We start from the raw sequence: 26,519 nt of genomic DNA, 5'->3' as shown, positions 1-26,519 counted from the left end.
CCAATGGCACCGACGAAGCATCGCACAGGACCGCGCTGACGCGCCTTGAGCGGACAGCCGAGAAATGCCACGAGTTTGAGACTGATCATGGTGGTATCGCCGTGAGACAACCAAGAAAGCCCCAGGTCGAACAAGATCGACATGTCACGCGCGGTGAGACCCGACATGCCCGTGCAGGGCCTCGATTTCTCAGTGCCGCCCTTCGACGCTCAGGAGGACGCTTCGTAGCGGGTGGCGACCGCGGCGGCGCGGTTGCGCAGGGCGGTGCGCAGCCACTGCGGGGCCAGGGCTTCCGCGTTCGTGCTGAGCTGCCACAGTGCCCATTCGGCGTGTCGTGAATCCTGGAAGGTCACCTCCAGTCGCAGCCGGCCGTCTGGGTCGGCTTCTTCGGCGAGGACGGCCAGCGCGGTGCTCACCAGGTCCTCCCGCCGCGCCGGGGCCACTCGTACCAGCACGGTGACTTGGTCGCCGCCGGCCCGGAACCGCGTGCTGCGTTCCTGCCAGGCCCGGTCCAGATCGACCCGGTCTGGTCGCTGTGCGGGTTCGGCGAGTTCCTCGGCGGCCAGGATCCGGGACAGCCGGTAGGTGCGGTCCGCGCCGGACCTCGTGGCCAGCAAGTAGCCCTGGTCGCGCACGGTGACCAGGCCGATCGGGTCCACCGTGCGCCATTTCGGGGTCTGGTCCACCGCCGCGTAGTGGATGCGCAGCTTGTGCCCGGCGAACACCGCGCGCCGGACCTCGGCCGCTATGGGGTCGGGTACCTCCTCGGCGACCTGCCGACGCGAGAGGAGGTCGGTCTCAGGGTCGATGAGCAATCGCTCGGCCACGCCGGCCGCGGTGTCCCGATGGCTTTCGGGTAGCGCGTCGACCACCTTGAGCATGGCCGAAGCGAGCGCCGAGCCGAGGCCGAATGCCTGCGCGCCGCGCCGTGATCCGGCGACCAGCAGGGCAAGGGCCTCGTCGTGGTTCAGGCCGGTGAGCTCGGTCCGGAAACCGGGCAGCAACGCGAAACCGCCGTGCCGGCCGCGTTCGGCGTAGACCGGGACGCCGGCTGCGGACAGCGCCTCGATGTCGCGCAGCACGGTGCGGGTGGATACATCCAGCTCGCGGGCCAGCGCGGTCGCGGACAGCCGACCGCGCTGGCGCAGCAGCAGAACCAGTGAGACCAACCGGTCGGCGCGCATGCGAAAACTTTAAAGGAATACGTGACACAGGATGTCGTGTTTTGTTGGGAGGCTCAATGGAGTGACCCTCAGACAGCCCTGGCGGTCCTGGCTGTTCGCTGTTCACTCACACGAAGGAGCATTGGATGGGGTCTCGGCTCAACCCGTACATCAGTTACAACGGGAACGCGCGGCAGGCGATGGAGTTCTACCAGGAGGTTTTCGACGGCAAGTTGGAGATGGGCACGGTCGCGGATTTCGGCTCGCCGGACTCGCCCAACGCCGACAAGGTCATGCACGCCCGGCTGGACACCCCGGACGGATACACGCTGATGGCTTGGGACGTACCGGAGGGGGTGCCCCACCACCCGGGCGACAATGTTGCGGTTTACCTCGGCGGCGACGACAGCGAACTCCGCGGCCACTTTGAGAAGTTGTCCGCCGGCGGCACCGTGACGATGCCTCTGGAGAAGCAGGCGTGGGGTGACGAGGCCGGCGCGCTCGTGGACCGGTTCGGGATCACCTGGATGGTCAACATCACCCAGCGGCAAACCTGATCGACGGCTACGTCGTGTAGGCGATCTGCCGGTGGATCGCGAAACAGTACGGCCCTCCGCCGTGACCGGATCGAGTCGCCACCGCCGGCTAACGCGCCCTGTGTGGCGGGGAACAACACTGCGGGGCGGCGGTGGGCCGGCGGGGTCGGCCGCCGTCGGCACGGCAAAGCCGTACTGGAGATCGACTGAGCCCACTGGGGAGTCGTGGATCGGTTCGGTTGCCGGTCGGGCGGTTTGTCCTGTTATGGGTCGTTCCCGCACCGCAGTAGTGCGCATACGATCAAGAGATGCCACCCGACGCGGCGCGGCGCAGCGACCGTTCGAGGCGGGCGATCCTCGTTGCCGCGTTGGAGTTGGTCGAGGCGCTCGGCTACACGAGGTTGACCATCGAGGCGGTGGCGGCTCGGGCGGGCGTGGGCAAGCAGACGATCTACCGGTGGTGGCCGTCCAAGGGGCCGTTGTTGTTCGACGCGTTCGTGGAGCTCGGGCCGGCTGAGCGGGACGCGTTGCCGACCGGGGATCTGGCGGCCGACCTCAAGCGCGAGTTGCGGATCGCGGTGGAGGAGTTGGCCGAGCGGCGGTTCGACCAGGTGTGCCGGGTGTTGGTGCACGAGGCGCGCACGGATCTGGTGACGTTGCTGCTGATGCCGCGCCGCGTGGTGTTGGAGGAGCGGTTGCGGTCGGCTCAGCGGGTGGGGCAAGTGCGGGCCGATGTCGACGTGTCGGCGGCGGCGGAGTTGTTGTTGGGGCCGGTTTACCAGCGGTGGTTGTTGCGGACGGCTCCGTTGACCGGGGACTTCGTCGACGCGGTGGTGGATCTCGTGCTCCGCGCGTTGAGCGGGTGACCATGATCGGTAGGGTTCGCCGATCATGGGGTACGCGGTGGTCGACGTGGAGACGACCGGGTTCGCCGCACGCGGTTCGGACCGGGTCGTCGAAGTGGCCGTGGTCGGGCTGGACTCCGCGGGTCGGGTGACCGACGAGTGGTGCACCCTGCTCAACCCCGGACGTGACCTCGGGCCGCAGCACGTGCACCGCATCCGCGCCGCCGACGTGTGGCACGCGCCGACGTTCGCGCAGGCCGCCGGTGCATTGGCGTCCCGCCTGGCCGGACGGGTGGTCGTCGCGCACAACCTGTCGTTCGACGCCCGGTTCCTGATCGCCGAGTTCGGCCGCATCGGCGTCGACCTGCCGGTGACCGGGCTGTGCACGATGCGGCTCGCTGACCGGTACCTGCCGAACCGGTCCGGGCGGTCGCTGGCCGCCTGCTGCGAGGCGGCCGGGGTGGTGCTCGAATCGGCGCACTCCGCGTTGTACGACGCCCGCGCCACGGCCCGGTTGTTCGCCCACTACCTCGGGTTCGGCGCGCCGGAGGCCGAGCCGGTGCCGCAGCTGTTCCTGGGCGGGGACGTGGCCGAGGTGCGGCGCGGGGCGGCGGCCGCGCAGGTGTCGCGGCGGCCGGAGTTGGTGACGTTGGTGCGGGGCGACCGGGTGGTGTTCACCGGTCAGATGGACTCGCCGCGTGAGGTGTGGATCGACCGGGCCCTCTCGTCCGGGCTGGTCAGCCAGGGGTACGTGACCAAGGCGACCCGCGTGCTCGTCGCCGCCGACCCGTTCACGCTGTCGAGCAAGGCGCAACGGGCGCGGGCGTACCGGGTGCCGATCGTGTCCGAGGGGGACTTCGCCGGGATGCTTGAGCGGCTGGGCGTTACGCCGATGTCCAAAGATCACCGGACCGGGTGGCGTCGGGCCTATTGAAATGCCCGCTACCCGCGGGGAGGCTCTTCACGGACAGGCACTGCGCTCGGCGGAAGGCACGAGTCCTATGAGTACCGTGCAGATCACGGCTTCCCGTGCGGTGTGGGACGAGTTCGTCTCGGAACTACCGGTCGGGGTGCTGCTCCAGGACGAGAACGGTGTGGTGCTCGCGGCGAACCCGATGGCGTCGTCGTTACTCGGTGACGCCCCCGCCTGCGACGACTCCGGGGCGCCGCTGCCCAGCCGCGCCGATCTGGCCGCGCAGGTGCTGCGCACCGGATCTCCGCTGACGTTCCCGATGGTCCTGCCGCACGCCCAGCTGTGGGCCGAGTACTACCCGATCGTCATGCGGGCGCAGGTGTTGGTGCTGCTGAGACCGGTGCAGTCGGACGTGCCGCACAGCGCCGGCCTGCTCGACGCGCTGACCGGGCTGCCCGGCCGGGCGCTGCTGCTCGACCGGCTGGACCAGGCGTTGATCCGGGCCCGGACCCAGGGCACGTTGGCGTCGCTGGTGCTGGCGGACGTGCACCGGATGGCCTCGGTGAACGCGGCGCACGGCTTCAGGCGCGGAGACGAGCTGCTCACCGTGCTGGCCCGGCGCCTGCGGCAGGGTTTACGGGCGGACTACACGGTGGCGCGGTACGGCGGCGACTCGTTCGCCGTGGTCGCGGAACACGCGAACGGCAACGGTGAAGCGGTCGCGGAACGGGTGCGTGAGCTGGCCGGGCAGTCGGTGCGGCTCGGTGGCGAGCGCGTTCGGCCGGGGGTGCGGGTGTGCTGGGTGACCAGCGACGGTGAAGTGCCGCTGCACTCGGTGATCGCGAACGTGGAGGAACGCCTGCGCGGGTAACGCACCCCGGACACAGGGCTGGGCCCCTGGCACGGAGTGCCAGGGGCCCAGTCGCGGGAGGGGGGTGGATCAGATGCGCGGCAGCTGCATGGTGTTTTCCAGCGAGCCGAACAGGGTGCGGGCGTCCAGGCCGGCCAGCGCGGGAGCGGTGCGCTGATGCACGGGCGCGGTCGGCGCGTCGACGACGCCGTTCATCGGGTTGATGTCGAGGCCGCTCAGCGAAGCCGGGGGCACCGACGGGACGGCGGTCCGGGGCTGCGCCAGGCCGGGCGCGGGCACGACGAACGGCAGCGCGGCCGGGGCCGCGACGGGCAGCGTCGGCAGGCTGCGGCCCTGCGCGGGGGCACCCAGCGGCAGACCGTTCAGCGTCGGCACGTTCTGCGCGTTCGGGACGAGGTCGAGGTTGCCGAACAGCGGCAGCGTGCCGGCGAACGAACGCTCGCGCGGCATGGCGGCCAGGACCTCGTCGGAGACCTCCGACGCCTCGGACAGGCTCGGCGAGCCGATCGGCGACCTGGACTCCGGCAACTGGCGCAGGGTGTCCAGGTTGGGCAGCTCGGTGGCGCCCATCAGGCTGTCGACGCCCATCGGGAGCTGGATGCCCCGGGTCGCCTCGACGGCCTCCTTGTCCTTCCCGGTGTCCTCACCGGTCAGCAGCCGGTCGCGGTCCTTCGTGTCGGTGGTCGCGGTACCGAGTACCTCCACCGGCACGCCGAACACGCGGGTGGGGGCCTCGGTCGGTGCCTCGAAATCGTACGCGGTGACCGCGCCGTTACCGGATGTGGTGGTCTTGCCACCGGACTGGCTGTCCGACTTGTTACTGGTCGTGGTGCCCGCGATACCCGCGCCGCTGATGGAGTCGCCGTGCGCGGACGGCTCGACGCCGGCCGGTGCGGTGAGCAGGTTGCCGGACCACGAGGCGTCGTCGGCCGACGTCATGTGCTCGCCGCCGGCGACCAGGTCGGACCTGTTGCCGGTCCGCGAGTCGCCGGTGCCGGCGACGGCGACCGAGTCGCCGAACACCTGGAGCGGAACGGACGACTGCGTGCCGATGCCGTTGCCGGACCCCGAGGCGTCGTCACCGGAGGTGTAGACGTCACCGCCGGAGTACGAGCCGAACTCGTTGCGGCTCTTCGACTCGGCGTTGCCGCCCGCGCCGACCGCGCTGCCGAACACCTGCGGCGACGACGTCTGGGGCACCGACAGCACGTTGCCCGAGAGCGAGCCCTCGTCGCCGGTGGTGACAGCCGAGCCGCCCGAACGGGACTCCAGCGAGTTGGTCGTGTCGGACGAGCCGTTGCCGACGCCGACGACCGAGTCGCCGAACACCTGCGCCGGGTTCGAGGTGGGGATGTGCACGATGTTGCCCGACGCGGACCCGTGCTTGCCGTTGGCCATCGGCGGGTTGGCCAGGTTGATCTTGGTGTCGCTGTCGGTCTTGGAGGACGGGTTGGCGACCGCGCCACCCGAGTTGCCGAACACCTGGCCGCCGAGGGCGGTCGGTGCGGAGACGACGTTGCTGGACGCGGTGCCGTTGTCGTCGATGCTGGTCGCGACTTCACCGGAGCGGACGGTCTTGTCCTCGGTGGCCCGGCCGGACGGGGTGCCCGCCGCGCCGACGCCGTTGCCGAACGCCTCGGCGGGCAGGCCCACCGGGATCTGGCCGACGTTGCCGGAGCCGACCGCGTCGTTGCCGGTGGTGCCGTTGTAGCCGCCGGCGTCCGCGGTGACGTCGTTCTCGCACCCACCGGTGGCGATGCCGCCGGCGGTGACGCCGTTGCCGCACAGGTCGGCCGCGCCCGCCGGGGGGAGGTTGGCCGAGTTCGCCGACAGCACCGAGCGGTCGCCGTTGGTGAACGTGTGGCCACCCGCGGAGGCGTTGGCCTCGTTCGAGTGCCTGGCCGAGGTGATGCCCACGCCCGACACCGCATTGCCCGCGCCGGAGACCGGCAGTGCCACGGGCGCGTCGGCGAAGTTGCCCGACAGCACGGCGTCCTGACCGGAGGTCGCGCTGTTGCCGCCGGCCTGGGCGTCGTTGTGCTCCGAGTTGGCGAGGTGCGAGCTGCCGACGCCGGCGACGGCGTTGTCGCCCGTCGACACGGGGCCGGCCATCGCGGGCTGGACCACGTTGCCCGCGAGCGTGCCGTCGTCGCCCGACGTCATCGCCCACATCTGGGTGCCGTACCGGTCGGGGTGGGTCTCGCCCGCGTCGGCGGACGCCCGGTTCTCGGTGGCCGCCTCCGCGTTCCCGACCGCGCCGATCCCGTTGCCGCTGACCGCGACGACCGGTGCCAGCGGCACGCCGACGACGTTGCCGCCGCCGGTGCTGTTGGTGCCGTCGGTGCGCAGCGAGCCGGTCGCGTCGGCGTCGTTCGACGCCGACGACCTGCTGTGCGAGTTGCCGCCGGCGGCGACGGCGTTGTTGGTCACCTGGACCGGCACGGCGCCCTGCACCGCGGCGATGTTGCCCGACAGCGAGCCGTCCCGGCCGGAGGTCTGGATGTCACCGCCGGCGGTGGCCTGCTGGGCGGAGGCGCTGCGGGACTCGGCGTTGGCACCGACCGCGAACGCGTTGCCGCTGAACTGGGGTGAGATCGCCATGCCACCGTGGGCGACGTTGCCCGCGAGCTGGCCGTACGAGCCGGTGGTCCTGACGTCATCGGTGCTGTCGACCGACTTGACGCAGCTGCCCTCGCTGTAGGCGTCGCCGCCGACCGCGAACGCGTTGCCGCAGGCGTTGACGGGCATGACGACGTCGGCGTCGGCGGAGTTGCCGCGGGTCGCACCGGTGGTGTCGACCACCTTGAGCTGCCCCTGCGCACTGTGGACGAGCGGGTTCGCCGGAGCCGCGATGCGGCCGGCGGGCGTGCTGGACAGGCTCGGCGTGCCGACTTCGCGGTGGAAGGACGGCAGGTCGCGGTTGCCCGCCGGGGTGCCCAGGTTGTTGTGGTCGACGTCGACCGGAACGCGCACCTTCGCGTCGAGCGGGTTCGGCGGCGAGTCCGGGTTGACGTTCTCCTGGGCTGAAGCGATGCCCGTACCGAGCATCAGCAAACCACCCGTGACAAGTGCGGTCTGGAGACCGCGCTTGGCCCAGGTTTGCATGGGTTCTCCTTCTTTCGGTGTCCCTTGCGGGAGGTGAAGGGTGGTCGGACGCGGCTGACCGCGTCGGAGATGACGACCACCCGGATCAGGGGGGTGGGAAGCGCGGCGTCTCGACCGGAGTGGGAGCGCACGCGAACGGCGCCACGGTCGATTACCGGGTCGACTCGTTCAGAGCCGCCGCGGACCGCGCGCTGTGGTCAGTCGGGGGTGATACCGGGCTGCTTGCCCGGCATCACGACGTTCCGCTCGGTGGCGGGGAACAGAGCCCGGGCCACCGCGGAGTCGATGCGGTCGGCGGAGACGGCCGAGAACGGGCCGCTGCCGCCGCCGGAGGAACCGGAACCGTCGCCACCGCAGGAGCATTGGACCGGCGCGCCGAGCGGCGCGAACGGCATCAACGGCAGTCCGGACGGGTCGCCCGGCAGGGACGACCCGGTGTCGCCCGGCAGCTCGGTGATCGGCTGCTGGGAAGCTTCCAGCCACGTCCGGCTGAACGTGTCGAACACCCCTTGCACCACCGGGGTACCGGCGGAAACCGGCACGGCGGTGGCGGCCGGGGTGGTCTCGGTGACGCGCTGCTCCTCGGTGCCGCCGACGACGAGGTCGGTGGGCACCAGTTCGGGCAGGCGCGGCTGGATCCAGCCGCCCACGTGCTCGACGGCGCCGCGGATGTCCTCCGCGACCCGGCCGAGATCGGGCGGGCCGGGCTCGCGCACCGGCTGGGTGCGCAGGGTGGTGTCGAGGTCTTGCACGGCCTCGCCGACCGGGGGCAGACCGACCGGGTTCAACGGGGCCTGCAACCGGCTTTCGGACGCCTCCTGCGCGACCTCGGTGACCACGTCGTGGTCGATCGAGGGCTGCGCGGACGCCGGAGCCGTGGACAGCGCCCAGGCCGCGGCGGAGCCGACCACCGTGCCGCCGACGACCAGCAGGGCGCGGGAGAGCAGCCGCCGAACGCGGCTCGCCCCCGTTCCCACTCGCTGGTCAACGGCCGACATCGCTGGTACCTCCACCGATAAGCACTGGGATTCGCCGGCGATTTGATCCAAGTGATCAACCCGACGACGTGAGAGTGCCAGGAGCCGAGGCGGGTGCGCACTGCTTCGGCGCCTGGTTCGCCGGATCGTGTGACGAACACTCGGTGTTGTCGATCATGACGGTGGGTAATCAGACCCGTTTGAGCACTCGTGCCGCGCCGGCGGCGGCCGTGGACGCCAGAATCCAGCCGACCGCGATCAACGTGCTGGAGATCCACTGCGAGGCGCCGCCGAACCGCCACTTGCCGTCCTGGCCGAGATCCACGATCGGGATCAGCAGGTCCATCGACAGCAGCCACGCGTTCCACGACGGCGACTCGTCGTCGTTGAGCTTCGGCATCTCGTGGCCCAGGAACCACACCGAGCCGAACAGCCAGAACGCGGTCAGCCAGGCGATCGCGAGCCACGGCCGGTAGCCGTAGCCGACCGTCCAGCGCTGGAGGAACCCCCACACCCGGCCCGCGACGCCGAGTTCGGAGTAGCGCCGGTGCTGCTTCTCCAGCTGCACCAGCTGCGCCAACTCCTCCTCGCCACCGTCCCGGTACACCGCGGCCAGCTGCTCGTACGGTCCGGGCGCGAAGTCCGGCTGCACCTCGCGCAGCCACCGCAGCCGGGTGCGCACGTCGACGTGCGGCGTGGACGAGATCGCGCTGAACGTGAAGTCCTCCACGTCCACCCCGCCGGTCGCCGCCCACAGCCCCGGCCCGTCGGTCACGGTCGCCGCGCTCACCCTGGTCAGCACGACCCGGCCGACCGGGATGCGGTCCTCGGACATCCGCAGCACGAGTTGGCTCACCGTGAGGCCGTAGGCGTTCAGCGCGATGTCGCTGCCCGGACCGCCCAGCTGAGCGCCGGCGAACGTGGCCATCTTGCCGACCTCGGCCAGCCGGATCCGCACGCCGCCCGCGGCGGTGAAGCCGTGGCTGCACAGGAAGTCCTTGCCGATGGTGGCCACGCGGGCGTCCAGCGACGGTTTCACCGTGCCGTCCGGGCGGCGGCGCGGCGAGGTCAGCGACGCACCGGAGCAGTCGAGGGTGGAGCCGATCGCGGCGTTCTGCAACCGCAGCGAACCCTGGGCGCGCAGGTCGCGGAGGAACAGCGTGCCGCCGACCCGCAGCCGGTCGGCGAACAGGACGTCGATGCCGGGGCCGTGCAATTGGACGCCGGAGAGAGATGCGCTTCCTCTTACATGCGCGTCCACCAGGCGCACCTGCCCGTAGGCCCGCAGAGCGGAGTCACGTTCGCCGCCGCTCTGGAAGGCGCCGTTGACCGCGCCGCGCGCTTCGAGGTCGCCGCGCACCTGGATGCCGTCCGCGTGCAGGGCCACCGGGATGCGGTGGACGACCTCGCCGGTGTGGTCCGCCAGCTCCTCCACCACGTCACGGCGGCCGATCACCGCGCCGGACAGCCGCAGGTAGCCGCCGATGTCGGCGTTGGGCAGGCGGACCGTGCCGGAGGAGGTGAAGCCGTCGTCCAGCTCCACGTTGCCGTCCACCCGCATGCGGTCGGCGACGAGCGCGGCGGCCTCGTCGGCGGTGCCGCGCGGGATCACCAGCACCGGGCGGTCGGCCACGCTGGCGTGCAGGCGGGCGCCGGAGAACACGACGCTGCCGCCGACGCGCGCGCCATCCAGCAGGATGCGGCCCTCGGCGGTGAACCGGCCGCCTTCGGCGTCGCAGAACAGGTTGCCCGCGATGGTGACACCGGTGGCGTCGAGGGCGTTTTGGCCGGCGTTGAGCAGGCGCGCGCCGCCGAGGTGCACGTTGCCGCCGACGTTCGCGCCGCGCAGCCGCACCTCGCCGCCCGCGCGCAGCGCGATGGCCTGGAGCGAACCCGACAGGCGGATGCGGGCGGCCAGCAGGGCGTGGTCGCCGCCCGTGCCCCGCAGCACCGCGCCGGCCAGCCGGAACGTGCCGTCGACCGAGGCGTCGGTCAGGTCGACCACGCCGTCGCTGGTGAAACCGGCCTCCAGCACCAGGTCGCTGCCGACGCGCAGGTTGCGGCCCCACAGGCCGGGGACCTTGCAGCCGCGCATCCGCAGGCCGACCAGGTGGGCCATGCGGAAGTCCGGCGGGCGTTCGAAGGTGCAGCCGAGGAAGTCGATCACGTGATCGACCCGCGCGCCCTCCACCGCGAACGGGCCGACGACGTTCGCGCCGACCAGCCGCAGGGCGGCGTTGCGCGAGCCGTCGGTGAGCAGGGACGAGAGGAGTTCGCCGCGGACCGTGCGCTCCTTCTTGGGCGTCCTCGGGTCGAACCGCAGCGGACGGCCGGCAGCGAACGCGGCGCGCACGGCGTCCTCGGCGGTCTGCTCGGCGGTCACGTCCCGATCCGATCACCCGCGGCGCGCGTTCCGCCAGGGTTTGGCCTAATCCGGAAACGTGGGGTTCGACATGCCCGAACTGGGAACTCGTGTGGTCCGACCGGCCTACCCGCGGGGTGGTGGCGGACTACCGTGATCGGCGTGACGGGGACGGAGTCGAAGATCAGCGACAGGGTGCCGAAGCTGCTGCTCGTGACCGCGGCGTTGAGCTGGCGTTTCGTGGCGGTGATCGCCGCTCTCTACGTGGTGTTCCACGTGGTCGGGTTCCTGGCCGCGATCGTCATCCCGGCCGGGGTGGCGCTGCTGCTGGCCGCGCTGCTGTCGCCCGCGGTGTCGCAGCTCACCCGGGCGGGCATGCCGCGCGGGCTGTCCACGGGTGTGGTGCTGGTCGCGGGCATCGCGGTCGTCGGCGGCGTGCTCACGTTCGTCATCACCGAGTTCTCCAAGGGCCTGCCGCAGTTGCAGGAACAGATCAGCGCGAGCCTGGACACCATCCGCGACTGGCTCAGGGACGGGCCGCTGCACCTGAGCGAGGTGCAGCTGCAGCAGTACCTGGACCGGGTGGTGGAGACGCTCAAGGAGAACCAGTCCGAGATCACCTCCGGCGCGCTCACCACGGCGGCGACCGTCGGCGAGCTGCTGACCGGGCTGATCCTGGCGCTGTTCACGCTCATCTTCTTCCTGCACGACGGCGACGGGATCTGGCGGTTCATGATCCGGATCGTGCCCAGCGACGTGCGCGGGCGGGCCGATGTGGCGGGACGGCGCGGGTTCGCCTCGCTGGTGTCGTACGTGCGGGCGACCGCGCTGGTGGCCGTGGTGGACGCGGTCGGTGTCGGTGTCGGGCTGTGGATCGTGGACGTGCCGCTGGTCGTGCCGCTGTCGGCGCTGGTGTTCCTCGGCGCGTTCATCCCGATCGTCGGTGCGGTGATCACGGGTGCGGTGGCGGTGTTGGTGGCGTTGGTGGCCAACGGGCCGCTGGAGGCGCTGATCATCCTGGCCGTGCTGATCGGCGTGATGCAGCTGGAGAGCCACGTGCTGCAACCGCTGCTGCTGGGGCGCGCGGTGAAGCTGCACCCGTTGGCCGTGGTGCTGGCGATCACCACCGGGTTGGTCGTCAGCGGTATCGCGGGCGCACTGCTGTCCGTGCCGCTGCTGGCGGTGCTGAACTCGGGGATCCGGTCGTTGCTGTCGGAGTCGGACAAGGCCGTCGAGCCGGATGAGGTCGACGTGCACGAACCGCAGGAGAGCGGTCCGGTGGACACCGGTGGGGAACGGGTTTCCGCCGGCGGAGCCGGCGATCAGACAGAGGACGTCGACGACACCGAGGACCCGACCGCGGAGCACAGCGGGAAGAAGTGAGTCAGGCCATCTCGACCAGGTTGCGGCCGTAGCCCTTGGCGGCGAGCAGGGCGGAGTCGGCGGCCACCAGCAGATCCGGCAGTTCGTAGCCGAACCGCTGGGTGGTGGCCACACCGATGCTCACCGTCAGGCCGGTGAGCAGGTGTTCCCGGCCGTCCGTGGCGACCGTGGGCACGGCCAGGTCGGCCACGGCGTGCCGCACGCGTTGGGCCACCGAACGCGCGATGGCCGGTTCGGCGTCGGGCAGGAGCACGACGAACTCCTCGCCGCCGAAGCGGCCGACCAGGTCACCGCTGCGCACGGTGCTGGTGAGCAGCACGGCCACCGCGCTCAGCGCCGAATCGCCCGCCAGGTGGCCGACCTCGTCGTTGACCCGCTTGAAGTGGTCCAGGTCGAGCAGCATCACGGCCATCGGCCGCTCGCGGACCCGTGCCTTCGACAGCTCGTAGCGCGCCCGGCTGTCCCAGTGCACGGCGTTGGCCAGGCCCGTCTTCGCGTCGCGTTGCGCGGAACGGCGCCACTGCGGCAACTGTGCGGCGCGTTCCAGCAGGGCCAGCGGCGGGCCCGCCATCAGCGCGTGCACCGGGGTGGCCGCGGCGGCGAAACCCATGAGACCACCGATGCTCACCGCGACGATGCCCAGCACGGCGTCGATCGGCTCGCCGACGACCTCCTCACCGGGGGCGTGCGGGCTGCGCAGCTTCAGGCCGAGCGCGATCAGGCCGGCGCGGAGCACCAGTAGCACCGTCGCGCCGAGCACCATGATCCCCAGGTCCGTGCTCGGCTCGGCCCAACCGATGACGTAACGGGTGCCGAACACGGCCAGCGCCGTCGCGGCGAGGGTGAACACCCAGCGGTACGACTCGGGGCGTTTGCCCAGCACACCGTGCAGCGCGGGGCCGAACAGCAACAGGACGAGCAGGTTGCACGGCAGCGCCACCAGGCCCGCGGTCAGGTAGCAGAGGTGGGCCGCCCACGGGTTGCGCTCGGAGTCGCCGATCCGGTGGCTGTAGATCGAACTGCCGATGATCACCGCGCCGGCGGTGCCCGCGATGGCCGCGAACCGGCCGATCTCACCGGGTGCGGGCTGCGGCGACGACACGATCGCGTAGACGACGACGGCCAGCGCGGCGAGGTCCACGAGCAGCCAGTAGGCCAGCGCGGAGCGCTTCAGCGTCCACAGTGGCCAGTGGCGCACGATCGGCCCTCCCTCGCCACAGCAGCCTACGAGAGCGTCTTCCCCCAGAAGATCACACACGGTGACTCCTGCCAGCCTTTCACACATGTCGATGTCGGAACAGACGGCCACCTGGGGGTTAGCTACGCCACTCGGACACGGCAAGATTGGGCGCGAAGGGAGCACACCGTGCACACGAAGCCATCCGATCAGGGGTCATCGGTGATGGAAGACCCGGTCGCGCACCTCTGGCGGGGAACGGTTGCGCTACGCGTAGTGACGTTCCTGTTCGCTTTGGGCAACGCGATCGACCAGCACGACGAGTACGAGCGGCCGTGGCTGGCGTGGGCGACGATCGCGGCGATGGCCCTGTGGTCGGTGTTCACCATCCAGGCCTACAGCCGGGAGAGCGGGCGGCGGCCGTGGATCGTGGTGGCCGACCTCGTGATCACGTGCGGCCTGATGTCCCTGTCACCGCTGATCATGACGGATGCTCAGTTCCTGTTCAACGTTCCGCTGATCACCACGATCTGGGCGGCCGTACCGCCGGTGGCTGCGGGCGCGCTCGGCGGGCAGATCGCGGGCGCGGCGTCCGGGTTCGCGGTCGGGTTGAGCACCTACCTCAACCGCGGTGGGCTCAGCGTCGACCTGGTGCGGGACGTGGTCCTGCTGACCGGCGCCGGGTTCGTGGTCGGCATGGCGTCGTCCACGGCACGCCGTTCGGCGGTGCGGCTGGCGCAGGCGTTGCGGACCGAGGCGGCCACCGCGGAACGCGAGCGGCTGGCACGGTCCATTCACGACGGTGTGCTGCAGGTGCTGGCGCGGGTGCGCAAACGCGGCACGGAACTCGGCGGTGAGGCCGCGGAACTGGCCGAGTTGGCCGGTGAGCAGGAAGTCGCGCTGCGGTCGCTGGTGGCGGCCGCGCCGACGGAGTCCACAGTGGATGGTGACGCGGACCTGCGGCCGGCGCTGCAACTGCTCGCCACGCCGCGGATCCAGGTGTCCACACCGGCGACGCAGGTGATGCTGCCCGCCGCGACGGCGATCGAGCTGACCGCCGTCGTGCGCGAGGCGCTGTCCAACGTGGACAAGCACGCGGGGGCGGACGCGCGGGCGTGGGTACTGCTCGAAGACCTCGGCGAGGAGGTCGTGCTCAGCGTGCGCGACGACGGCCCCGGCATCCCGGAGGGGCGGCTCGCCTCCGCCGAGGCGGAGGGCCGGATGGGTGTCGCCCAGTCCATCCGGGGCCGGGTGGAAGCGCTGCGTGGGACCCTTGAGCTGCAAACGGGGCCGGGGGAGGGCACCGAGTGGGAGGTTCGGGTTTTCAGATGAGCGTGTCCGTGATGGTGGTGGACGACCACCCGCTGTGGCGCGACGGTGTCGCGCGTGACCTGGCCGAACGCGGTTTCGAGGTGGTCGCGACCGCCGGTGACGCCGCGTCGGCGGTGCGGATCGCCCGCGCGGTGCGGCCGGACGTGGTGCTGATGGACCTCAACCTGGGGGAGACGACGGGGGTCGAGGCGACGACGGTGATCACCGGGTCGTTGTCGGGCACCCGGGTGCTGGTGCTGTCGGCGAGCGGCGAGCACAGCGACGTGCTGGAGGCGGTGAAGGCGGGCGCGTCCGGTTACCTGGTGAAATCGGCGTCGGCCGAGGAGCTGGTGGAGGCGGTGAACCGGACCGCCGCCGGCGACGCGGTGTTCACCGCGGGCCTGGCGGGGCTGGTGCTCGGCGAGTACCGGCGGATGGCCGCCACGCCGGACGACGACAAGCCGCAGCTCACCGAGCGGGAGACCGAGGTGCTGCGGCTGGTGGCCAAGGGGCTGACGGCCCGGCAGATCGCGAACCGGCTGGTCATCTCGCACCGGACGGTGGAGAACCACGTGCAGTCCACCCTGCGCAAGCTCCAACTGCACAACCGCGTCGAGCTGGCGCGGTACGCGATCGAGCACGGGCTCGACGTCGAGCCGGAGGGCTGAGCCATGACCGACCCCAAGGACTTCCGGGTGTCCGACGCGGAGCGGGAACACGTCGTCGGGCTCTTGCAGAAGGCGATCGGCCGCGGGCTGATCACGTTGGACGAGTTCACCGAGCGCACCGACACGGCCCTGGCCGCACGCACCCGCGGCCAGCTCAACGCCGTGCTGCTGGACCTGCCGGGCATGGTGCACAACGAGCAGGCCGTGCTCGTGCCGCAGGACCGGCAGGAGCTGAAGGCCACCATGTCGACGATCAACCGCAAGGGCAACTGGACGGTGCCCCGGCAGCTCGTGGTGCACAGCCGGATGGGCTCGACGGAGTTGGACTTCCGCGAGGCCTCCATCGCGCACGAGGTGGTGGACATCGAGCTGGACGTGACGGCCGGGTCGGTGAAGCTGGTGCTGCCGGACGGCGCGACGGTCAACGCCGAGGGCGTAGAGCTGGCCGCGAGCAGCCTGAAGGACAAGGTGGGGTCGGGCGCGAACGGGCGTCCGCACTTCGTGGTGCACGGCGCGGTGCGGGCCGGGTCGGTGGAGATCAAGAAGAAGGCGCGCTGGTTCCGGCACGCGTGACGGCACACCATCGAGTGGTTGATCAGCATTGTCTTCGCTATGTACGGACAAACTGCCGTACAGTCGCGGACATGCCCGCCAAAGACGCTCGCCTCGAACTCCGGCTCGACCCCGCGATCAAAGCGCGGCTGGAGCGGGCCGCGGCGTTGACACGGCAGTCGACCAGCTCCTTTGTGGCGGAGGCGTCGATCGCCGCTGCGGACAAAGTACTGGGGGCGGCTGACGTGACGTTCATGCCGGCTGAGCAGTTCGATGAACTGATGGCGGCCTTGGACGTGCCTGATGAGGCCCCTGAGCTGGCAAGGCTCGCCAAGCGGCCGTCGAGGGTCGTACGCAGGTGATCGACTGGGCATCCTCCGCTCTTGCCCCGCTCCATGACCTGGCCGAGTTCGACTGCGGTGTTCCGGAACTCAATGACTGGCTCAGGGGCCACGCCGCCCATGCGATCGCCCGCGGCACAGGACGCACTTACGTGTGGACGCCCCTGGGCAACGACCGCGTGGTGGCCTATTACGCGATCGTCCCGCACTTGCTCGCCAGAACCGAGCTGACGACGAATCTCGCGGGAGGGCTCAGCACGGCGGTGCCGGGGTATCTGTTGACGAAGCTGGCCCTTGACCAGACCCTGCACGGCGGAGGACTCGGTGCCGAACTCCTTCGCGACGCCATGAGGACGGTGGTCGAGGCCGCCGAGAAGGCGTCCGGACGTCTGCTCGTGGTCGACGCCATCGACGATCATGCGGCGGCGTTCTACCGCAAGCACGAGTTCAAGCCGGTAGTGGACAACCCGCTGCGGCTGGTGGTGAAGGTCGCCACGCTGCGCAAGGCTCTCGACCTGTAGTCCCCAGGTCGCGAGGCGGGCTTCGAGGCCGTCGAGCCGTGTGCCCAGGCCGCGCAGGTTCAGGCCTTCCAGGCCATCTTCGTCGAGCAGTTCGATGGCAGTGCCACAATCCTGTGAAGCTGACCTTACGAGTGAATTCAGAAAGTCCTGATGGACTGCACAAGTCGACCAGGAGCACACTCGCCGGCATGAAGGCACTGGTCAAGGCGACCGCGGGGCCGGGACTGTCGTTGACCGACGTTCCGGACCCCACCCCGGGTCCCGGTGACGTCGTGGTCCGGGTGCTGCGGACCGGTATCTGCGGCACGGACCTGCACATCGACTCGTGGGACGAGTGGGCCGCGCACAACATCCACGCGCCGCTGGTGCTCGGGCACGAGTTCGTCGGCGAGGTCGTGGAGATCGGCGCCTCGGTGACCGGGGTGAAGGTCGGCGACCTGGTCAGCGGCGAGGGCCACCTGGTGTGCGGGACGTGTCGCAACTGCAAGGCAGGCCGGCGGCACCTGTGCGCCAACACACGCGGCCTGGGCGTGCACAACGACGGGGCGTTCGCGCAGTACGTGGTGCTGCCCGAGCAGAACGCCTGGGTGCACCGCGCGCCGGTCGACCTGGACGTGGCGGCGATCTTCGACCCGTTCGGCAACGCCGTGCACACCGCGCTGTCGTTCCCGGTCATCGGCGAGGACGTGCTGATCACCGGCGCGGGCCCGATCGGGATCATGGCGGCGGCCGTGGCCAAGCACGCCGGCGCGCGCAACGTCGCCATCACCGACGTGAGCGAGCACCGGCTGGAGCTGGCCCGCAAGGTCGGCGTGGACCTCGCGTTGAACGTCTCCGAGCGCACCATCTCCGAGGCCCAGTCCGAACTGGGCATGTCCGAGGGCTTCGACATCGGCATGGAGATGTCCGGCAAGCCGATCGCGTTGCAGGAGATGATCGGCAACATGGCCCACGGCGGTCGGATCGCCGTGCTCGGGCTGCCCGCCGAGGAGTTCGCGGTCGACTGGAGCAGCGTCGTGCTGAAGATGCTGCACATCAAGGGCATCTACGGCCGGGAGATGTTCGAGACCTGGTACTCGATGTCGGTGCTGCTGCAACGCGGTCTCGACCTGACGCCGGTGATCACGCACCGGTTCGACTACACCGCCTTCGACCAGGCGTTCGCGACGGCTCGCGAGGGCAAGTGCGGCAAGGTCATCCTCGACTGGACGGGAGCTCACTGATGTACGGCGCGATGCGCGAGGACCTGCGGACCGGCCTGGACGAGATCCGCTCGGCCGGCCTCTACAAGGCGGAACGGGTGATCGGCACGCCGCAGAACGCCGCCGTCCGGGTGGGTTCGGGCGACGAGGTGCTGAACTTCTGCGCCAACAACTACCTGGGCCTGGCCGACCACCCGCGGTTGGTGCAGGCGGCCCACGAGGCGTTGGACCGGTGGGGCTTCGGCATGGCGTCGGTGCGGTTCATCTGCGGGACGCAGGAGCCGCACAAGGAGCTGGAGAAGCGGCTCTCGGAGTTCCTGGGCACCGACGACACGATCCTCTACAGCTCGTGCTTCGACGCCAACGGCGGTCTGTTCGAGACCCTGCTCGGCGCCGACGACGCGATCATCTCCGACGAGCTGAACCACGCGTCGATCATCGACGGCGTGCGGCTGTCGAAGGCGCGCAGGTACCGGTACAAGAACCGGGACATGGACGACCTGGAGCGGCAGCTCAAGGACGCCGCCGACGCCCGGTACCGGCTGATCGCGACCGACGGCGTGTTCTCCATGGACGGCTACCTGGCGCCGTTGGACGAGATCTGCGACCTGGCCGACCGGTACGACGCGCTGGTGATGGTGGACGACTCGCACGCGGTCGGCTTCACCGGGCCGAACGGGCGCGGCACGCCGGAGCTGTTCGGGGTGCAGGACCGGGTGGACATCGTCACCGGCACGCTCGGCAAGGCGCTGGGCGGCGCTTCCGGTGGGTACACGTCCGGGCGGGCGGAGATCGTGGAGATGCTGCGGCAGCGGTCGCGGCCGTACCTGTTCTCCAACTCGCTGGCGCCGTCCATCACGGCCGCCGCGATCGCCGCGTTGGACCTGCTCAGCTCGTCCGGCGAGCTGTTGACCCGGCTGCGCGAGAACACCGCGCTGTTCCGGTCGCGGATGACGGAGGCCGGGTTCGACCTGCTGCCGGGTGAGCACCCGATCATCCCGGTGATGATCGGGGACGCGGCGCTCGCTTCGCGGATGGCTGATCTGCTGCTGGAGCAGGGCATCTACGTGATCGGCTTCTCTTATCCGGTCGTGCCGCACGGCAAGGCGAGGATCCGGACGCAGATGTCGGCGGCGCACTCGACGGACGACGTGAACCGGGCCGTGGACGCTTTCGTGGTGGCACGGGCTCGGATGTGAGCTAGCTCTTGCCCCAGATGCCGAAGAACACGAGCGCGATCGCGGACACCAGGATCGAGAGCAACACGACGGTGCCGTTCACCTCGAACCCGCCGGCTCGGATGCTGGGCACGATGATCCCGAAGACGACCAGGACGAGCAGGCCGAGACCCGCGATGACCGACTCGGTGGTGCGGATCGAACGCATGGTTCTTGGTACCGCACGCACAGTGTGATCGCTTCTCGGGCGGGCGGGCGGGCAGGTCGGTGGGTGGTGGGTGGGTGGTGGGTGGGCACGGTTAGGGCTTCTTCACGGCTTCGATGAGGAATCGCTGGGAGTGCGCCACGAAGGGGCCGTGTCGCTCGATGAAGTCGTGCAGCCGGGACAGGCGGTCGCGGTAGGCGTCCACGGTGAAGTCGGGGACGATCCAGATCACCTTGCGGAGGAAGTGGACCACCGCCGCGATGTCGTAGAACTCCATCCGGAGGGCTTCCTGGCGCAGGTCGACGACCTCCAGCCCGGCCGCTTCCGCCTCGGCCACGACCACCATCGGGCTCCGGCTCGGGTCCACCGGCTGCGGGCCCATCATGGCGTCGGTCAGTTCGCGCACCGAGCCCGCACCGACCTGTTGTGACAGGTAGGTGCCTTGCGGGCGCAGGACTCGGCGTACCTCGTCCCAGCGGGTCAGCACCGGGTGGCGGCTGACGACCAGGTCGAAGTGGTCGGACGGGAACGGCAGTGGTGCCGCGTCGTCGAGCTCGCGCACGTCGGCGTTGAACTTCGCCAGCGTGCGGCGGGCGATGTCGAGGTTCGGCGGCCAGGACTCCGTCGCGGCCAGGACCGGCGGAGCGACTGGGATCGTGGCCAGCACCTCGCCGCCGCCGGTCTGGATGTCGAGCGCCGCCTCGGCCTTCGCCATCCGGTCGGCGAGCAGGCCCGCGTAACCCCACGACGGGCGCTGCTCGGTCGCACGACCGGTGAACCAGGAGAAGTCCCAGCCTTCGGTGGGGACGGCTTCGCCTTCGGCGACGAGGTCTTCGAACGTCGGCATGGGGCGAGGGTGCCAGGGGTTGGTGGTGCTCGCATCGGCATTACGCCGAGGCCGGGACGCGGGACGTGCGCGTCGGGTCAGTCCGTCGATCGCTGGTCACGATCGCTGGTCACGATCCCTGGTACACCGCGCGCGACGGGTTGCTGCTGGGTGAGGATTGGCCGGTGATCGACCCACGACGGCTCCGGGTGCTGCGCGCGCTCGCCGACCACGGGACCGTGACGGCGGCGGCGCGGGCGTTGCACCTCACGCCGTCTGCGGTGTCGCAGCAGTTGGCCGCGTTGGAGTCGGAGGTGGGGCACTCGCTGCTGCGGCGGCGGGGGCGGCGGGTGTCGTTGACGGCGGCCGGTGAGCTGCTGGTCGGGCATGCCAACGCGGTGGCGGCGGAGTTGGAGCGGGCGCAGGCGACGTTGGCCGCGTTCGCGTCGGGGGCCACCGGACGGGTCGAGGTGGGCAGCTTCGCGTCGGCGATCACGCAGGTGGTGGCGCCGGCGTTGGCGGCGTTGCGGGTGTCGGCGCCGGGGGTGACGTTACGGGTGCGGGATGTGGAGGGGCACGCCAGCGTGCCGCTGTTGCTGGACGGTGAGATCGATCTGGCGATCACGGAGGAGTACCGGTTGCGGACCGACGATCGGCGGCTGACCCGGTTTCCGCTCTATACCGAGCCGTTTGACGTGGTGCTGCCGGCGGAGCATCGGCTGGCTGGTCGGTCGGATGTGGACCTGGCGGATCTTGCGGACGACGACTGGGTGGTGACGTTGCCCGGGAATCCGGTGCGGGACGTGGTGCAGTTGGCCTGCGAGCAGGCTGGTTTCGCGCCGCGGATCGTGCACACGTCGGACGACTTCCGGGCGATCGGTGCGTTGGTGCGGGCCGGCGCGGGGGTGGCTTTGGTGCCGCGCAACGCGGTACGGGGTGTGCCGGTGCGGGGTGTGCCGGTACGCGGCACGGCGCCGTTGCGGCGGGTGGTCGCGGCGGTGCGGCGGGGTAGTGAGGAGCATCCCTTGATCAGGCTGGTGCGCGATGCTCTGTGGGTGGCGGCGGGTGAAGTGGGGCCTGGGGTTGAGTCCGGCTCGATTTGACATGGGGCCCTTACGGGCACCGAAGGCTGGCCTCGTGGGCTGGAGGCGGGTCCGTTGTGGGCGCGGTCCCGCTGAAAGCGTCTAGTGAGGCAGGGTCTAGTGAGGGGCGCGGGCGGCTAGTTTTGCTGAGGCTGGGTCGGCGGCGGCTAGGGCGCCTCGGGCGGCTAGTTGGCACAGGTCGAAGCTGGTCGCGGCTAGTTTTGCGCCTACGCCGGCCAACGCTGTGTGGTTCATCGACAGGCTTGTCACGCCCACGCCGATCAGGACGCAGGCGAGTAGTGGGTCGGCTGCGGCCTCGCCGCAGACGCCTACTGGCTTGCCCAGGGCGGTGCCGGCGTCGCCTACCAGCTTGATCAGGCGGAGCAGGGCCGGTTGCCACGGGTCGTTGAGGGCGGCCACTGCGCCGACCTGGCGGTCGGCCGCGAAGACGTACTGGGCCAGGTCGTTGGTGCCGATGGAGACGAAGTCGACTGCGGCGAGGATTTCCCGGGCGACCAGGGCCGCCGCTGGGATCTCGATCATCACGCCCGCGCGTCGCAGGCCTGCGGCACGCGCCCGTTCCACGAACCACGTGGCCTCGGCGGCGGTGGCGACCATGGGTGCCATGACCGATACCTCGGCCTCGGTGTCGACGGCGGCCAGGGCGATTGCTTCGAGTTGGCGTTCCAGCACGTCCGGGCGGTCGAAGGCGACTCGGAGGCCGCGCACGCCCAGTGCGGGGTTGGGTTCGGGCTCGGGGGAGAGGAATGTCAGGGGCTTGTCCGCGCCGGCGTCCAGGGTTCGCACCACCACGGGTTTGCCCGCGAAGGGTGCGAGCACCGCTGCGTACGCCCGGCGCTGCTCGTCCACGGACGGCTCCGACGACGCTGACAGGAAGCAGAACTCGGTTCGGAACAGGCCGACGCCCTCCGCGCCACCAGCGGCGGCGGCTACCGCGTCGGCGGGTGAGCCGACGTTGCCCATGATCTTGACCCGGTACCCGTCGCGCAGTACGCCGACGCCGTTCCACGACGCGCGACCGGCGACGTGTGCGGCGCGGACCGTTCCGTCGGACGCCTGCACTACGCCGGTGTCACCGTCCACGAGCAGCGCCGACACGTCCAGGTCCAGCACGCCGCGGCACGCGACCACGGCCGGGATGCCGAGCGAGCGGGCCAGGATCGCGGTGTGCGAGGTGGGGCCGCCTTCCTCGGTGACCAGGGCCAACACCTTGGTCGGGTCGAGTCCGGCGGTGTCGGCGGGTGCGAGGTCTCGTGCCACCAGAACCGACGGCGAGGTCAACTCGGGCACGCCGGGCGCGGGGACGCCGAGCAGTTCGGCGATCAGGCGGTCCCGCACGTCACGCACGTCGCGGGCGCGTTCGGCCATGTAGCCGCCGGCGGCTTCCAGGGCGGAGATGAAACCGGCGGCGGCCTGGTGCACGGCCCGTGCGGCGGGTAGCGAGTCGGACGTCACCAGCTTCTCTGCCTGGGACAACAGCGCCGGGTCGGCCGCCATCGCGGCGGTCGTCTCCAGGACGTCCTTGGCGTCACCGGTGACCGCGGCGGCGCGGGCGTTCAGCCGGGCCACGACCACCTCGGCGGCGGGCCTGATCCGTGCGGCCTCGGCCGCCGGGTCGGCGGGGGAGGGCACCGCCTGTGGTTCTCCCAGGGGCTCGGCCACCCGGACCACCGGACCGGAAGCCCGACCGGAACTCACCCCGACACCGCTCAGCCGCTCGCTCGACATGGTCTAGACCATACCCTCCAGGTCGTCGGTAGGTAAGAACAAGCCAACGCCACTCCGGCCGAATCCGCTACCCCGAGCGCCGCCACATCGGCTCAGCCGATCCGGTCACGCAACCACCGCAAAGCCGGCACCGCCTGCGCCGCCTGGAACGCCCGCAACGTCGGCAGCTCCGGCGGTGGCGGCAACAGCGACGAGTGCACGAAGTACCCGGCACTCGCGGCGGCGACCGCCGTCACCGCGTCCGGGTCAGCACCGCGCGCCAACGGCGATGACCGCCAGACGTCCTCGGGGGCGGGTCCGCCCTGCATCGCCAGGGACGGCAGCAGGAGCACCAGGTCGACCCAAGGTGCACCCGACCCGGCCTCTCGGTCCAGATCAGCCTGTTGCCGCCGATTCCTTCCGCGGCACGATGGTCCCGGTTTCGCGACGGCGGTTCACCTGGTTTTCCGCACCTGCTCCAGCGTCGGGTACGACGGCTGCGCGCCGGCCGACGTCACCGACAGCGCGGCCACCCGTGCGGCGAACTCGGCCGCATCCACCAGCGACGAGCCGGACGACAGGCCGAACGCCAACGCGCCCGCGAACGCGTCACCGGCGCCCGTGGTGTCCACAACGGACACCTCGGGCGCGGCCACTTCCACCACACCGGACGGCGTGACCACGGCCGCACCGCGTGCGCCCAACGTGACCACGGCGGACCGGGGTCCCAGGTCCAGCAGGCCTTCGAACGACGGGGCCAGCGACGCCGCCTCGTGCTCGTTCACGATCAGCGGGTCCAGCAAGGCCAACGTCTCCGCCGACACCTCGACCACCGGTGACAGGTTCAGCACCGGCCGCACGCCACGGGATGCGGCCGTCCGCACGGCGTGGGCCACTGTCGGCACGGGCACTTCGAGCGAACACACCAGCACCGACACGTCGTCCCAGGTCAGCGCGTCCACATCGGACGGAGCGAGGTCCGAGTTCGCGCCGGGGGCGACGACGATCGAGTTCTCCCCGTCCGGGGTCACGGTGATGTAGGCGAGGCCGGTGGGTCGGGACGAGGTGCGCACGAACTCGGTCCGCACACCCGACGACGACAACGAGCCCAGCAGCAGCTCCCCGTACTGGTCCGCGCCCACCGCGCCGACGAACGCGACCGAAGCGCCGAGCCGGGCGGCGGCAACGGCCGTGTTGGCGCCCTTGCCGCCGGGCAGGACGACCGTGTCACCGCCGAGCACCGTTTCACCGCCGGCGGGGCGACGCGGCACCGACACGACGAGGTCGGCGTTGGCCGAACCGAGCACGAAAACCGTCACGGGGAAACTCTGCCAGGTCGCGGCGTTACCGGTTCGGTACCCGGCCTGAGTAGAGGTACGGATTCCGGATACAGCGGATTCGGGCGACTCTGGTCACATGACCGGGACTGGGCAGGACCCCCTGATAAGGCTGGCAGACGAACTCGGCCACCTCGGCCGCCGCTTGGAGGCGGTGGGACAGGAACTGCACCGAGTGGGTACGGCGGGTGCCGCAGGTACCGCGCAGGCCGTGGCGACCTCGCCGAAACCGACCCCCACCGGTACCGCAGCCACCAGTACGGCGGCCTCGACGGCCGGCTCGACGGCGGCCGGCTCAACAGCAATGAGCACCGCCGGCGGCGCGCCTGGACCGACCGCAGCTCAGCACACCGAGGCCGTCCGGCAAGCCCCACCAGCCCCAGCCCAGTCCGGTGCCACCGCCACCACGTACGCCGCCACCGCCCAGTCAACCGGCCCGATCCCGCAAACCCCAGCCCAACCCGCCGGCTCCACGGCCTACACCGCAGGTCAGCCCACTAGCTCGACCGGACAAACCGCAGCCCAACCGACCGGCTCGACCGCGTACACCGCAGGTCAGGGCACCGGCCTGGGCCCGCAAGCCGCCGCGCACACCGCACCTCAGGGCAGCCCTGGCTGGGGCGCGCCCGCCCCCTACTGGACGCCCGGCCCTCCGCCGCCGCCCCGGCACTCCCTCTTCGACCGCCTCGGCAAGGACGGCGCGGGGAGCAAGTTGCTGGCCTGGGTCGGTGGTGCGGTCACGCTGCTCGGTGTCGTGCTGCTGCTCGTCCTCGCCGTTCAACGCGGTTACCTCGGCCCGTTGCCCCGCGTCATCGGTGGCGCCGCGCTGGGTGGTGTGCTGGTCGGTCTCGGCCTGTGGCTGCACCGCACGCCGGCCGGCCGCACGGGTGCGTTCGCACTCGCCGCCACCGGTATCGCGGTGCTCTACCTGGACGTCATCGCGGCGACCTCGATCTACGAGTACCTGCCTGCGGGTGGCGGGCTCACTGCCGGTCTGGTCATCGCGGGCGGTGGTCTGCTGCTCGCGTTGCGGTGGGATTCGGACATCCTCGCGATCGGGGTGGTGGCCGCGTGTGCCGTGTGCGCTCCCGTCCTCACTCAAGGGTTCACGCCGCTGCTCGTCGCGTTCCTGCTGGTCCTGAAGATCGCGGCGAGTCCGGTGCACCTCAAGCGCGACTGGCCGTGGTTGGCGGTCACCGCGGGCGTTCCGCCGTTGCTGGCCACGATTCTGGTCATCGGGCGCACTGACGACGAATACGTGCTGGCCGGGATCTCGTTGCTGTCCGCCGTGATCGGTGTGGCCGCCGCAGTTCTCACGACGAGGGTTCGGCCGGGTGACGTCACCGCGCTCGCGCTCGCCGTCGGTTCGCCGATGCCGGCTCTGCTCACCACTGCCGTCCTGGAGCGCTACCTCGGTGCCGCTGTCGCCGGTGCGATCGCGGTGATGATGCTGGCGTTGTGGGCGGCCGGGCGGAAGGCGTTGCCGAAGAACTTCAGCGCGGCGGTTGGCGCTGTCGGTGTCTTCGCGTTGTTCCAAGCGACCGCGCTGGGCTTGGACGGCAGCACGCGTGCCGCGGTGGTTTTGGCCGAAGCTTTGTTGTTGGCGTTCCTGGCGAAGGTTCTCGCCTCACGTGGTCCGCTGCTCGGGTCCGCTGTGTTCGGTGGCATCGGTTTCCTGCTCGCGGTCGCTTCCGCGGTGCCGCCGCGATTGTTGCTGGACGCACCGTGGCGCGTGGACACCACCGGGTTCCTGGTGTCCGGGATGCTGACCGCGCTGGTCCTCGGTGTGCTGATGGTCGTGCTGCCGTGGGTGGCGACGAGCCTGCACGTGCTTGGCAGGCACCCGTTCCCGTGGATCGTGGGCGGGGTCATCCTGCTGTACGCGGCGGCCGGTGTGGTGCTGTGCGGAGCGCTGTTGGTGTCGCAGGATGTGACCGGGTTCCTCTTCGGTCACTCGATCGTGACGGTGTCGTGGACGGTCGCCGCACTGGTGCTGCTGGTGCGCGGCATCGACCGGAAATCCCTGCGGGTGGCCGGATTGGTGCTGGTAGGGGCGGCGGTGGCGAAGTTGTTGCTGTTCGACATGGCCGCGTTGGACGGTATCGCGAGGGTCCTCGCGTTCATCGGAGCGGGACTCGTCCTCCTGACGGCGGGTACTCGTTACGCCAAGTTGGTGGCAACTCGACGAATTTCGGCTGATTCGTAGCTCTCGGGATCCAAAACCGCCCGGACTGGT

24 protein-coding genes are annotated in these 26,519 nt (G+C 70.7%); 14 read left to right on the top strand and 10 right to left on the bottom strand.

The features are described 5' to 3' along the window. Window positions 1–209: 209 nt before the first annotated feature. Entirely contained in the window at window positions 210–1,184 is a 975-nt protein-coding gene (locus ALI22I_RS39330; protein ID WP_077010655.1) for a helix-turn-helix transcriptional regulator, read from the bottom strand. Between the two features lie 125 nt (window positions 1,185–1,309). Between ALI22I_RS39330 and ALI22I_RS39325 the strand changes: the two genes are divergently transcribed. The 4 genes from ALI22I_RS39325 to ALI22I_RS39310 all read left to right on the top strand — a co-directional run bounded on the left by ALI22I_RS39325 (window position 1,310) and on the right by ALI22I_RS39310 (window position 4,328). Beyond that, window positions 1,310–1,720 (top strand): VOC family protein, encoded by a 411-nt coding sequence (locus ALI22I_RS39325; protein ID WP_077010654.1) that lies wholly within the window; start codon window positions 1,310–1,312, stop codon window positions 1,718–1,720. Window positions 1,721–2,007: 287 nt separating this feature from the next. Next, complete coding sequence (locus ALI22I_RS39320) at window positions 2,008–2,565, top strand: TetR/AcrR family transcriptional regulator (protein ID WP_077010653.1); 558 nt, start codon at window positions 2,008–2,010, stop codon at window positions 2,563–2,565. A gap of 25 nt (window positions 2,566–2,590) precedes the next feature. Continuing rightward, window positions 2,591–3,478 carry an exonuclease domain-containing protein gene (locus ALI22I_RS39315; protein WP_077010652.1) on the top strand — a complete coding sequence of 296 codons (888 nt, stop codon included), beginning with the start codon at window positions 2,591–2,593 and terminating at the stop codon, window positions 3,476–3,478. A 67-nt stretch (window positions 3,479–3,545) separates the two neighbouring features. Then, complete coding sequence (locus ALI22I_RS39310) at window positions 3,546–4,328, top strand: GGDEF domain-containing protein (protein ID WP_077010651.1); 783 nt, start codon at window positions 3,546–3,548, stop codon at window positions 4,326–4,328. Window positions 4,329–4,397: 69 nt separating this feature from the next. On the opposite strand, the gene ALI22I_RS51525 is transcribed toward ALI22I_RS39310, so the two are convergent. The 3 genes from ALI22I_RS51525 to ALI22I_RS39295 all read right to left on the bottom strand — a co-directional run bounded on the left by ALI22I_RS51525 (window position 4,398) and on the right by ALI22I_RS39295 (window position 10,793). Further along, entirely contained in the window at window positions 4,398–7,433 is a 3,036-nt protein-coding gene (locus tag ALI22I_RS51525; RefSeq protein WP_077010650.1) for a beta strand repeat-containing protein, read from the bottom strand. A 197-nt stretch (window positions 7,434–7,630) separates the two neighbouring features. Continuing rightward, window positions 7,631–8,431, bottom strand: coding sequence for a hypothetical protein (locus ALI22I_RS39300; RefSeq protein ID WP_143532665.1), 801 nt, complete (start codon window positions 8,429–8,431; stop codon window positions 7,631–7,633). 169 nt (window positions 8,432–8,600) lie between these two features. Further along, window positions 8,601–10,793, bottom strand: a complete 2,193-nt coding sequence (locus ALI22I_RS39295; protein WP_238598780.1) for a hypothetical protein — start codon at window positions 10,791–10,793, stop codon at window positions 8,601–8,603. A gap of 141 nt (window positions 10,794–10,934) precedes the next feature. Here ALI22I_RS39295 and ALI22I_RS39290 point away from each other — a divergent pair, with 141 nt between their 5' ends. After that, complete coding sequence (locus tag ALI22I_RS39290; protein WP_083752403.1) at window positions 10,935–12,155, top strand: AI-2E family transporter; 1,221 nt, start codon at window positions 10,935–10,937, stop codon at window positions 12,153–12,155. 1 nt (window position 12,156) lies between these two features. Here the strand turns inward: ALI22I_RS39290 and ALI22I_RS39285 are convergent, their stop codons facing one another. Continuing rightward, on the bottom strand, window positions 12,157–13,353 hold the full coding sequence (locus tag ALI22I_RS39285) for a GGDEF domain-containing protein (protein ID WP_077010647.1): 1,197 nt from the start codon (window positions 13,351–13,353) through the stop codon (window positions 12,157–12,159). A gap of 204 nt (window positions 13,354–13,557) precedes the next feature. On the opposite strand from ALI22I_RS39285, the gene macS reads away from it, so the two are divergent. The 7 genes from macS (at window position 13,558) to ALI22I_RS39250 (ending at window position 19,126) form a co-directional block, all read left to right on the top strand. Continuing rightward, the gene (gene macS / locus ALI22I_RS39280; RefSeq protein ID WP_077010646.1) at window positions 13,558–14,664 is read left to right on the top strand and encodes a MacS family sensor histidine kinase; all 1,107 of its coding nucleotides are present in this window, start codon (window positions 13,558–13,560) and stop codon (window positions 14,662–14,664) included. Then, window positions 14,661–15,311 carry a response regulator gene (locus tag ALI22I_RS39275; RefSeq protein ID WP_077010645.1) on the top strand — a complete coding sequence of 217 codons (651 nt, stop codon included), beginning with the start codon at window positions 14,661–14,663 and terminating at the stop codon, window positions 15,309–15,311. The genes macS and ALI22I_RS39275 overlap by 4 nt, the downstream gene beginning before the upstream one ends. 3 nt (window positions 15,312–15,314) lie before the next feature. After that, window positions 15,315–15,884, top strand: a complete 570-nt coding sequence (locus ALI22I_RS39270; RefSeq protein ID WP_077010644.1) for a DUF1707 SHOCT-like domain-containing protein — start codon at window positions 15,315–15,317, stop codon at window positions 15,882–15,884. 71 nt (window positions 15,885–15,955) lie between these two features. Continuing rightward, a complete protein-coding gene (locus tag ALI22I_RS39265) occupies window positions 15,956–16,225 on the top strand; it encodes a type II toxin-antitoxin system TacA family antitoxin (RefSeq protein WP_077010643.1) in 270 nt (89 codons plus the stop codon). A 131-nt stretch (window positions 16,226–16,356) separates the two neighbouring features. Next, the gene (locus ALI22I_RS39260; RefSeq protein WP_083752332.1) at window positions 16,357–16,725 is read left to right on the top strand and encodes a GNAT family N-acetyltransferase; all 369 of its coding nucleotides are present in this window, start codon (window positions 16,357–16,359) and stop codon (window positions 16,723–16,725) included. Window positions 16,726–16,913: 188 nt separating this feature from the next. Then, on the top strand, window positions 16,914–17,948 hold the full coding sequence (tdh, locus tag ALI22I_RS39255) for an L-threonine 3-dehydrogenase (protein ID WP_077010642.1): 1,035 nt from the start codon (window positions 16,914–16,916) through the stop codon (window positions 17,946–17,948). Further along, window positions 17,948–19,126 (top strand): glycine C-acetyltransferase, encoded by a 1,179-nt coding sequence (locus ALI22I_RS39250; protein ID WP_077010641.1) that lies wholly within the window; start codon window positions 17,948–17,950, stop codon window positions 19,124–19,126. The genes tdh and ALI22I_RS39250 overlap by 1 nt, the downstream gene beginning before the upstream one ends. Before the next feature lies 1 nt (window position 19,127). Here ALI22I_RS39250 and ALI22I_RS39245 read toward each other — a convergent pair whose 3' ends face one another. Together ALI22I_RS39245 and ALI22I_RS39240 are read right to left on the bottom strand one after the other, a co-directional pair. After that, window positions 19,128–19,313, bottom strand: a complete 186-nt coding sequence (locus ALI22I_RS39245) for a hypothetical protein (RefSeq protein ID WP_077010640.1) — start codon at window positions 19,311–19,313, stop codon at window positions 19,128–19,130. Window positions 19,314–19,404: 91 nt separating this feature from the next. Continuing rightward, a complete protein-coding gene (locus tag ALI22I_RS39240; RefSeq protein ID WP_077010639.1) occupies window positions 19,405–20,157 on the bottom strand; it encodes a class I SAM-dependent methyltransferase in 753 nt (250 codons plus the stop codon). Window positions 20,158–20,321: 164 nt separating this feature from the next. On the opposite strand from ALI22I_RS39240, the gene ALI22I_RS39235 reads away from it, so the two are divergent. Beyond that, window positions 20,322–21,239 carry a LysR family transcriptional regulator gene (locus ALI22I_RS39235; protein ID WP_077011159.1) on the top strand — a complete coding sequence of 306 codons (918 nt, stop codon included), beginning with the start codon at window positions 20,322–20,324 and terminating at the stop codon, window positions 21,237–21,239. A gap of 96 nt (window positions 21,240–21,335) precedes the next feature. Here the strand turns inward: ALI22I_RS39235 and ptsP are convergent, their stop codons facing one another. The 3 genes from ptsP to ALI22I_RS39220 form a co-directional block, all read right to left on the bottom strand. Beyond that, a complete protein-coding gene (ptsP, locus tag ALI22I_RS39230; RefSeq protein WP_077010638.1) occupies window positions 21,336–22,967 on the bottom strand; it encodes a phosphoenolpyruvate--protein phosphotransferase in 1,632 nt (543 codons plus the stop codon). Window positions 22,968–23,059: 92 nt separating this feature from the next. Then, window positions 23,060–23,299 (bottom strand): hypothetical protein, encoded by a 240-nt coding sequence (locus ALI22I_RS39225; protein ID WP_077010637.1) that lies wholly within the window; start codon window positions 23,297–23,299, stop codon window positions 23,060–23,062. Window positions 23,300–23,401: 102 nt separating this feature from the next. Continuing rightward, window positions 23,402–24,265, bottom strand: coding sequence for a ribokinase (locus ALI22I_RS39220; RefSeq protein ID WP_077010636.1), 864 nt, complete (start codon window positions 24,263–24,265; stop codon window positions 23,402–23,404). 97 nt (window positions 24,266–24,362) lie between these two features. Here ALI22I_RS39220 and ALI22I_RS39215 point away from each other — a divergent pair, with 97 nt between their 5' ends. Then, window positions 24,363–26,489, top strand: a complete 2,127-nt coding sequence (locus tag ALI22I_RS39215) for a DUF2339 domain-containing protein (RefSeq protein WP_077010635.1) — start codon at window positions 24,363–24,365, stop codon at window positions 26,487–26,489. The last annotated feature ends 30 nt before the right edge of the window (window positions 26,490–26,519 follow it).

The sequence above is a fragment of the Saccharothrix sp. ALI-22-I genome (assembly GCF_001984175.1).
Lineage (GTDB): Bacteria > Actinomycetota > Actinomycetes > Mycobacteriales > Pseudonocardiaceae > Actinosynnema.
The sequence above is the reverse complement of the archived record's forward strand: the minus strand, read 5'-3'. Positions and strand labels throughout refer to the sequence as shown.

Excerpts from the sequence above, each read along its gene's own strand:
- ALI22I_RS39250 (WP_077010641.1), top strand. The coding sequence starts at position 17,948 with ATGTACGGCGCGATGCGCGAGGACCTGCGGACCGGCCTGGACGAGATC.
- ALI22I_RS39325 (WP_077010654.1), top strand. The coding sequence starts at position 1,310 with ATGGGGTCTCGGCTCAACCCGTACATCAGTTACAACGGGAACGCGCGG.
- ALI22I_RS39300 (WP_143532665.1), bottom strand. The coding sequence starts at position 8,431 with ATGTCGGCCGTTGACCAGCGAGTGGGAACGGGGGCGAGCCGCGTTCGG.
- ALI22I_RS39245 (WP_077010640.1), bottom strand. The coding sequence starts at position 19,313 with ATGCGTTCGATCCGCACCACCGAGTCGGTCATCGCGGGTCTCGGCCTG.
- ALI22I_RS39270 (WP_077010644.1), top strand. The coding sequence starts at position 15,315 with ATGACCGACCCCAAGGACTTCCGGGTGTCCGACGCGGAGCGGGAACAC.
- ALI22I_RS39265 (WP_077010643.1), top strand. The coding sequence starts at position 15,956 with ATGCCCGCCAAAGACGCTCGCCTCGAACTCCGGCTCGACCCCGCGATC.
- ALI22I_RS39240 (WP_077010639.1), bottom strand. The coding sequence starts at position 20,157 with ATGCCGACGTTCGAAGACCTCGTCGCCGAAGGCGAAGCCGTCCCCACC.
- ALI22I_RS39320 (WP_077010653.1), top strand. The coding sequence starts at position 2,008 with ATGCCACCCGACGCGGCGCGGCGCAGCGACCGTTCGAGGCGGGCGATC.
- ALI22I_RS39315 (WP_077010652.1), top strand. The coding sequence starts at position 2,591 with ATGGGGTACGCGGTGGTCGACGTGGAGACGACCGGGTTCGCCGCACGC.
- ALI22I_RS39275 (WP_077010645.1), top strand. The coding sequence starts at position 14,661 with ATGAGCGTGTCCGTGATGGTGGTGGACGACCACCCGCTGTGGCGCGAC.
- macS (WP_077010646.1), top strand. The coding sequence starts at position 13,558 with ATGGAAGACCCGGTCGCGCACCTCTGGCGGGGAACGGTTGCGCTACGC.
- ptsP (WP_077010638.1), bottom strand. The coding sequence starts at position 22,967 with ATGTCGAGCGAGCGGCTGAGCGGTGTCGGGGTGAGTTCCGGTCGGGCT.
- ALI22I_RS39215 (WP_077010635.1), top strand. The coding sequence starts at position 24,363 with ATGACCGGGACTGGGCAGGACCCCCTGATAAGGCTGGCAGACGAACTC.
- tdh (WP_077010642.1), top strand. The coding sequence starts at position 16,914 with ATGAAGGCACTGGTCAAGGCGACCGCGGGGCCGGGACTGTCGTTGACC.
- ALI22I_RS39310 (WP_077010651.1), top strand. The coding sequence starts at position 3,546 with ATGAGTACCGTGCAGATCACGGCTTCCCGTGCGGTGTGGGACGAGTTC.
- ALI22I_RS39330 (WP_077010655.1), bottom strand. The coding sequence starts at position 1,184 with ATGCGCGCCGACCGGTTGGTCTCACTGGTTCTGCTGCTGCGCCAGCGC.
- ALI22I_RS51525 (WP_077010650.1), bottom strand. The coding sequence starts at position 7,433 with ATGCAAACCTGGGCCAAGCGCGGTCTCCAGACCGCACTTGTCACGGGT.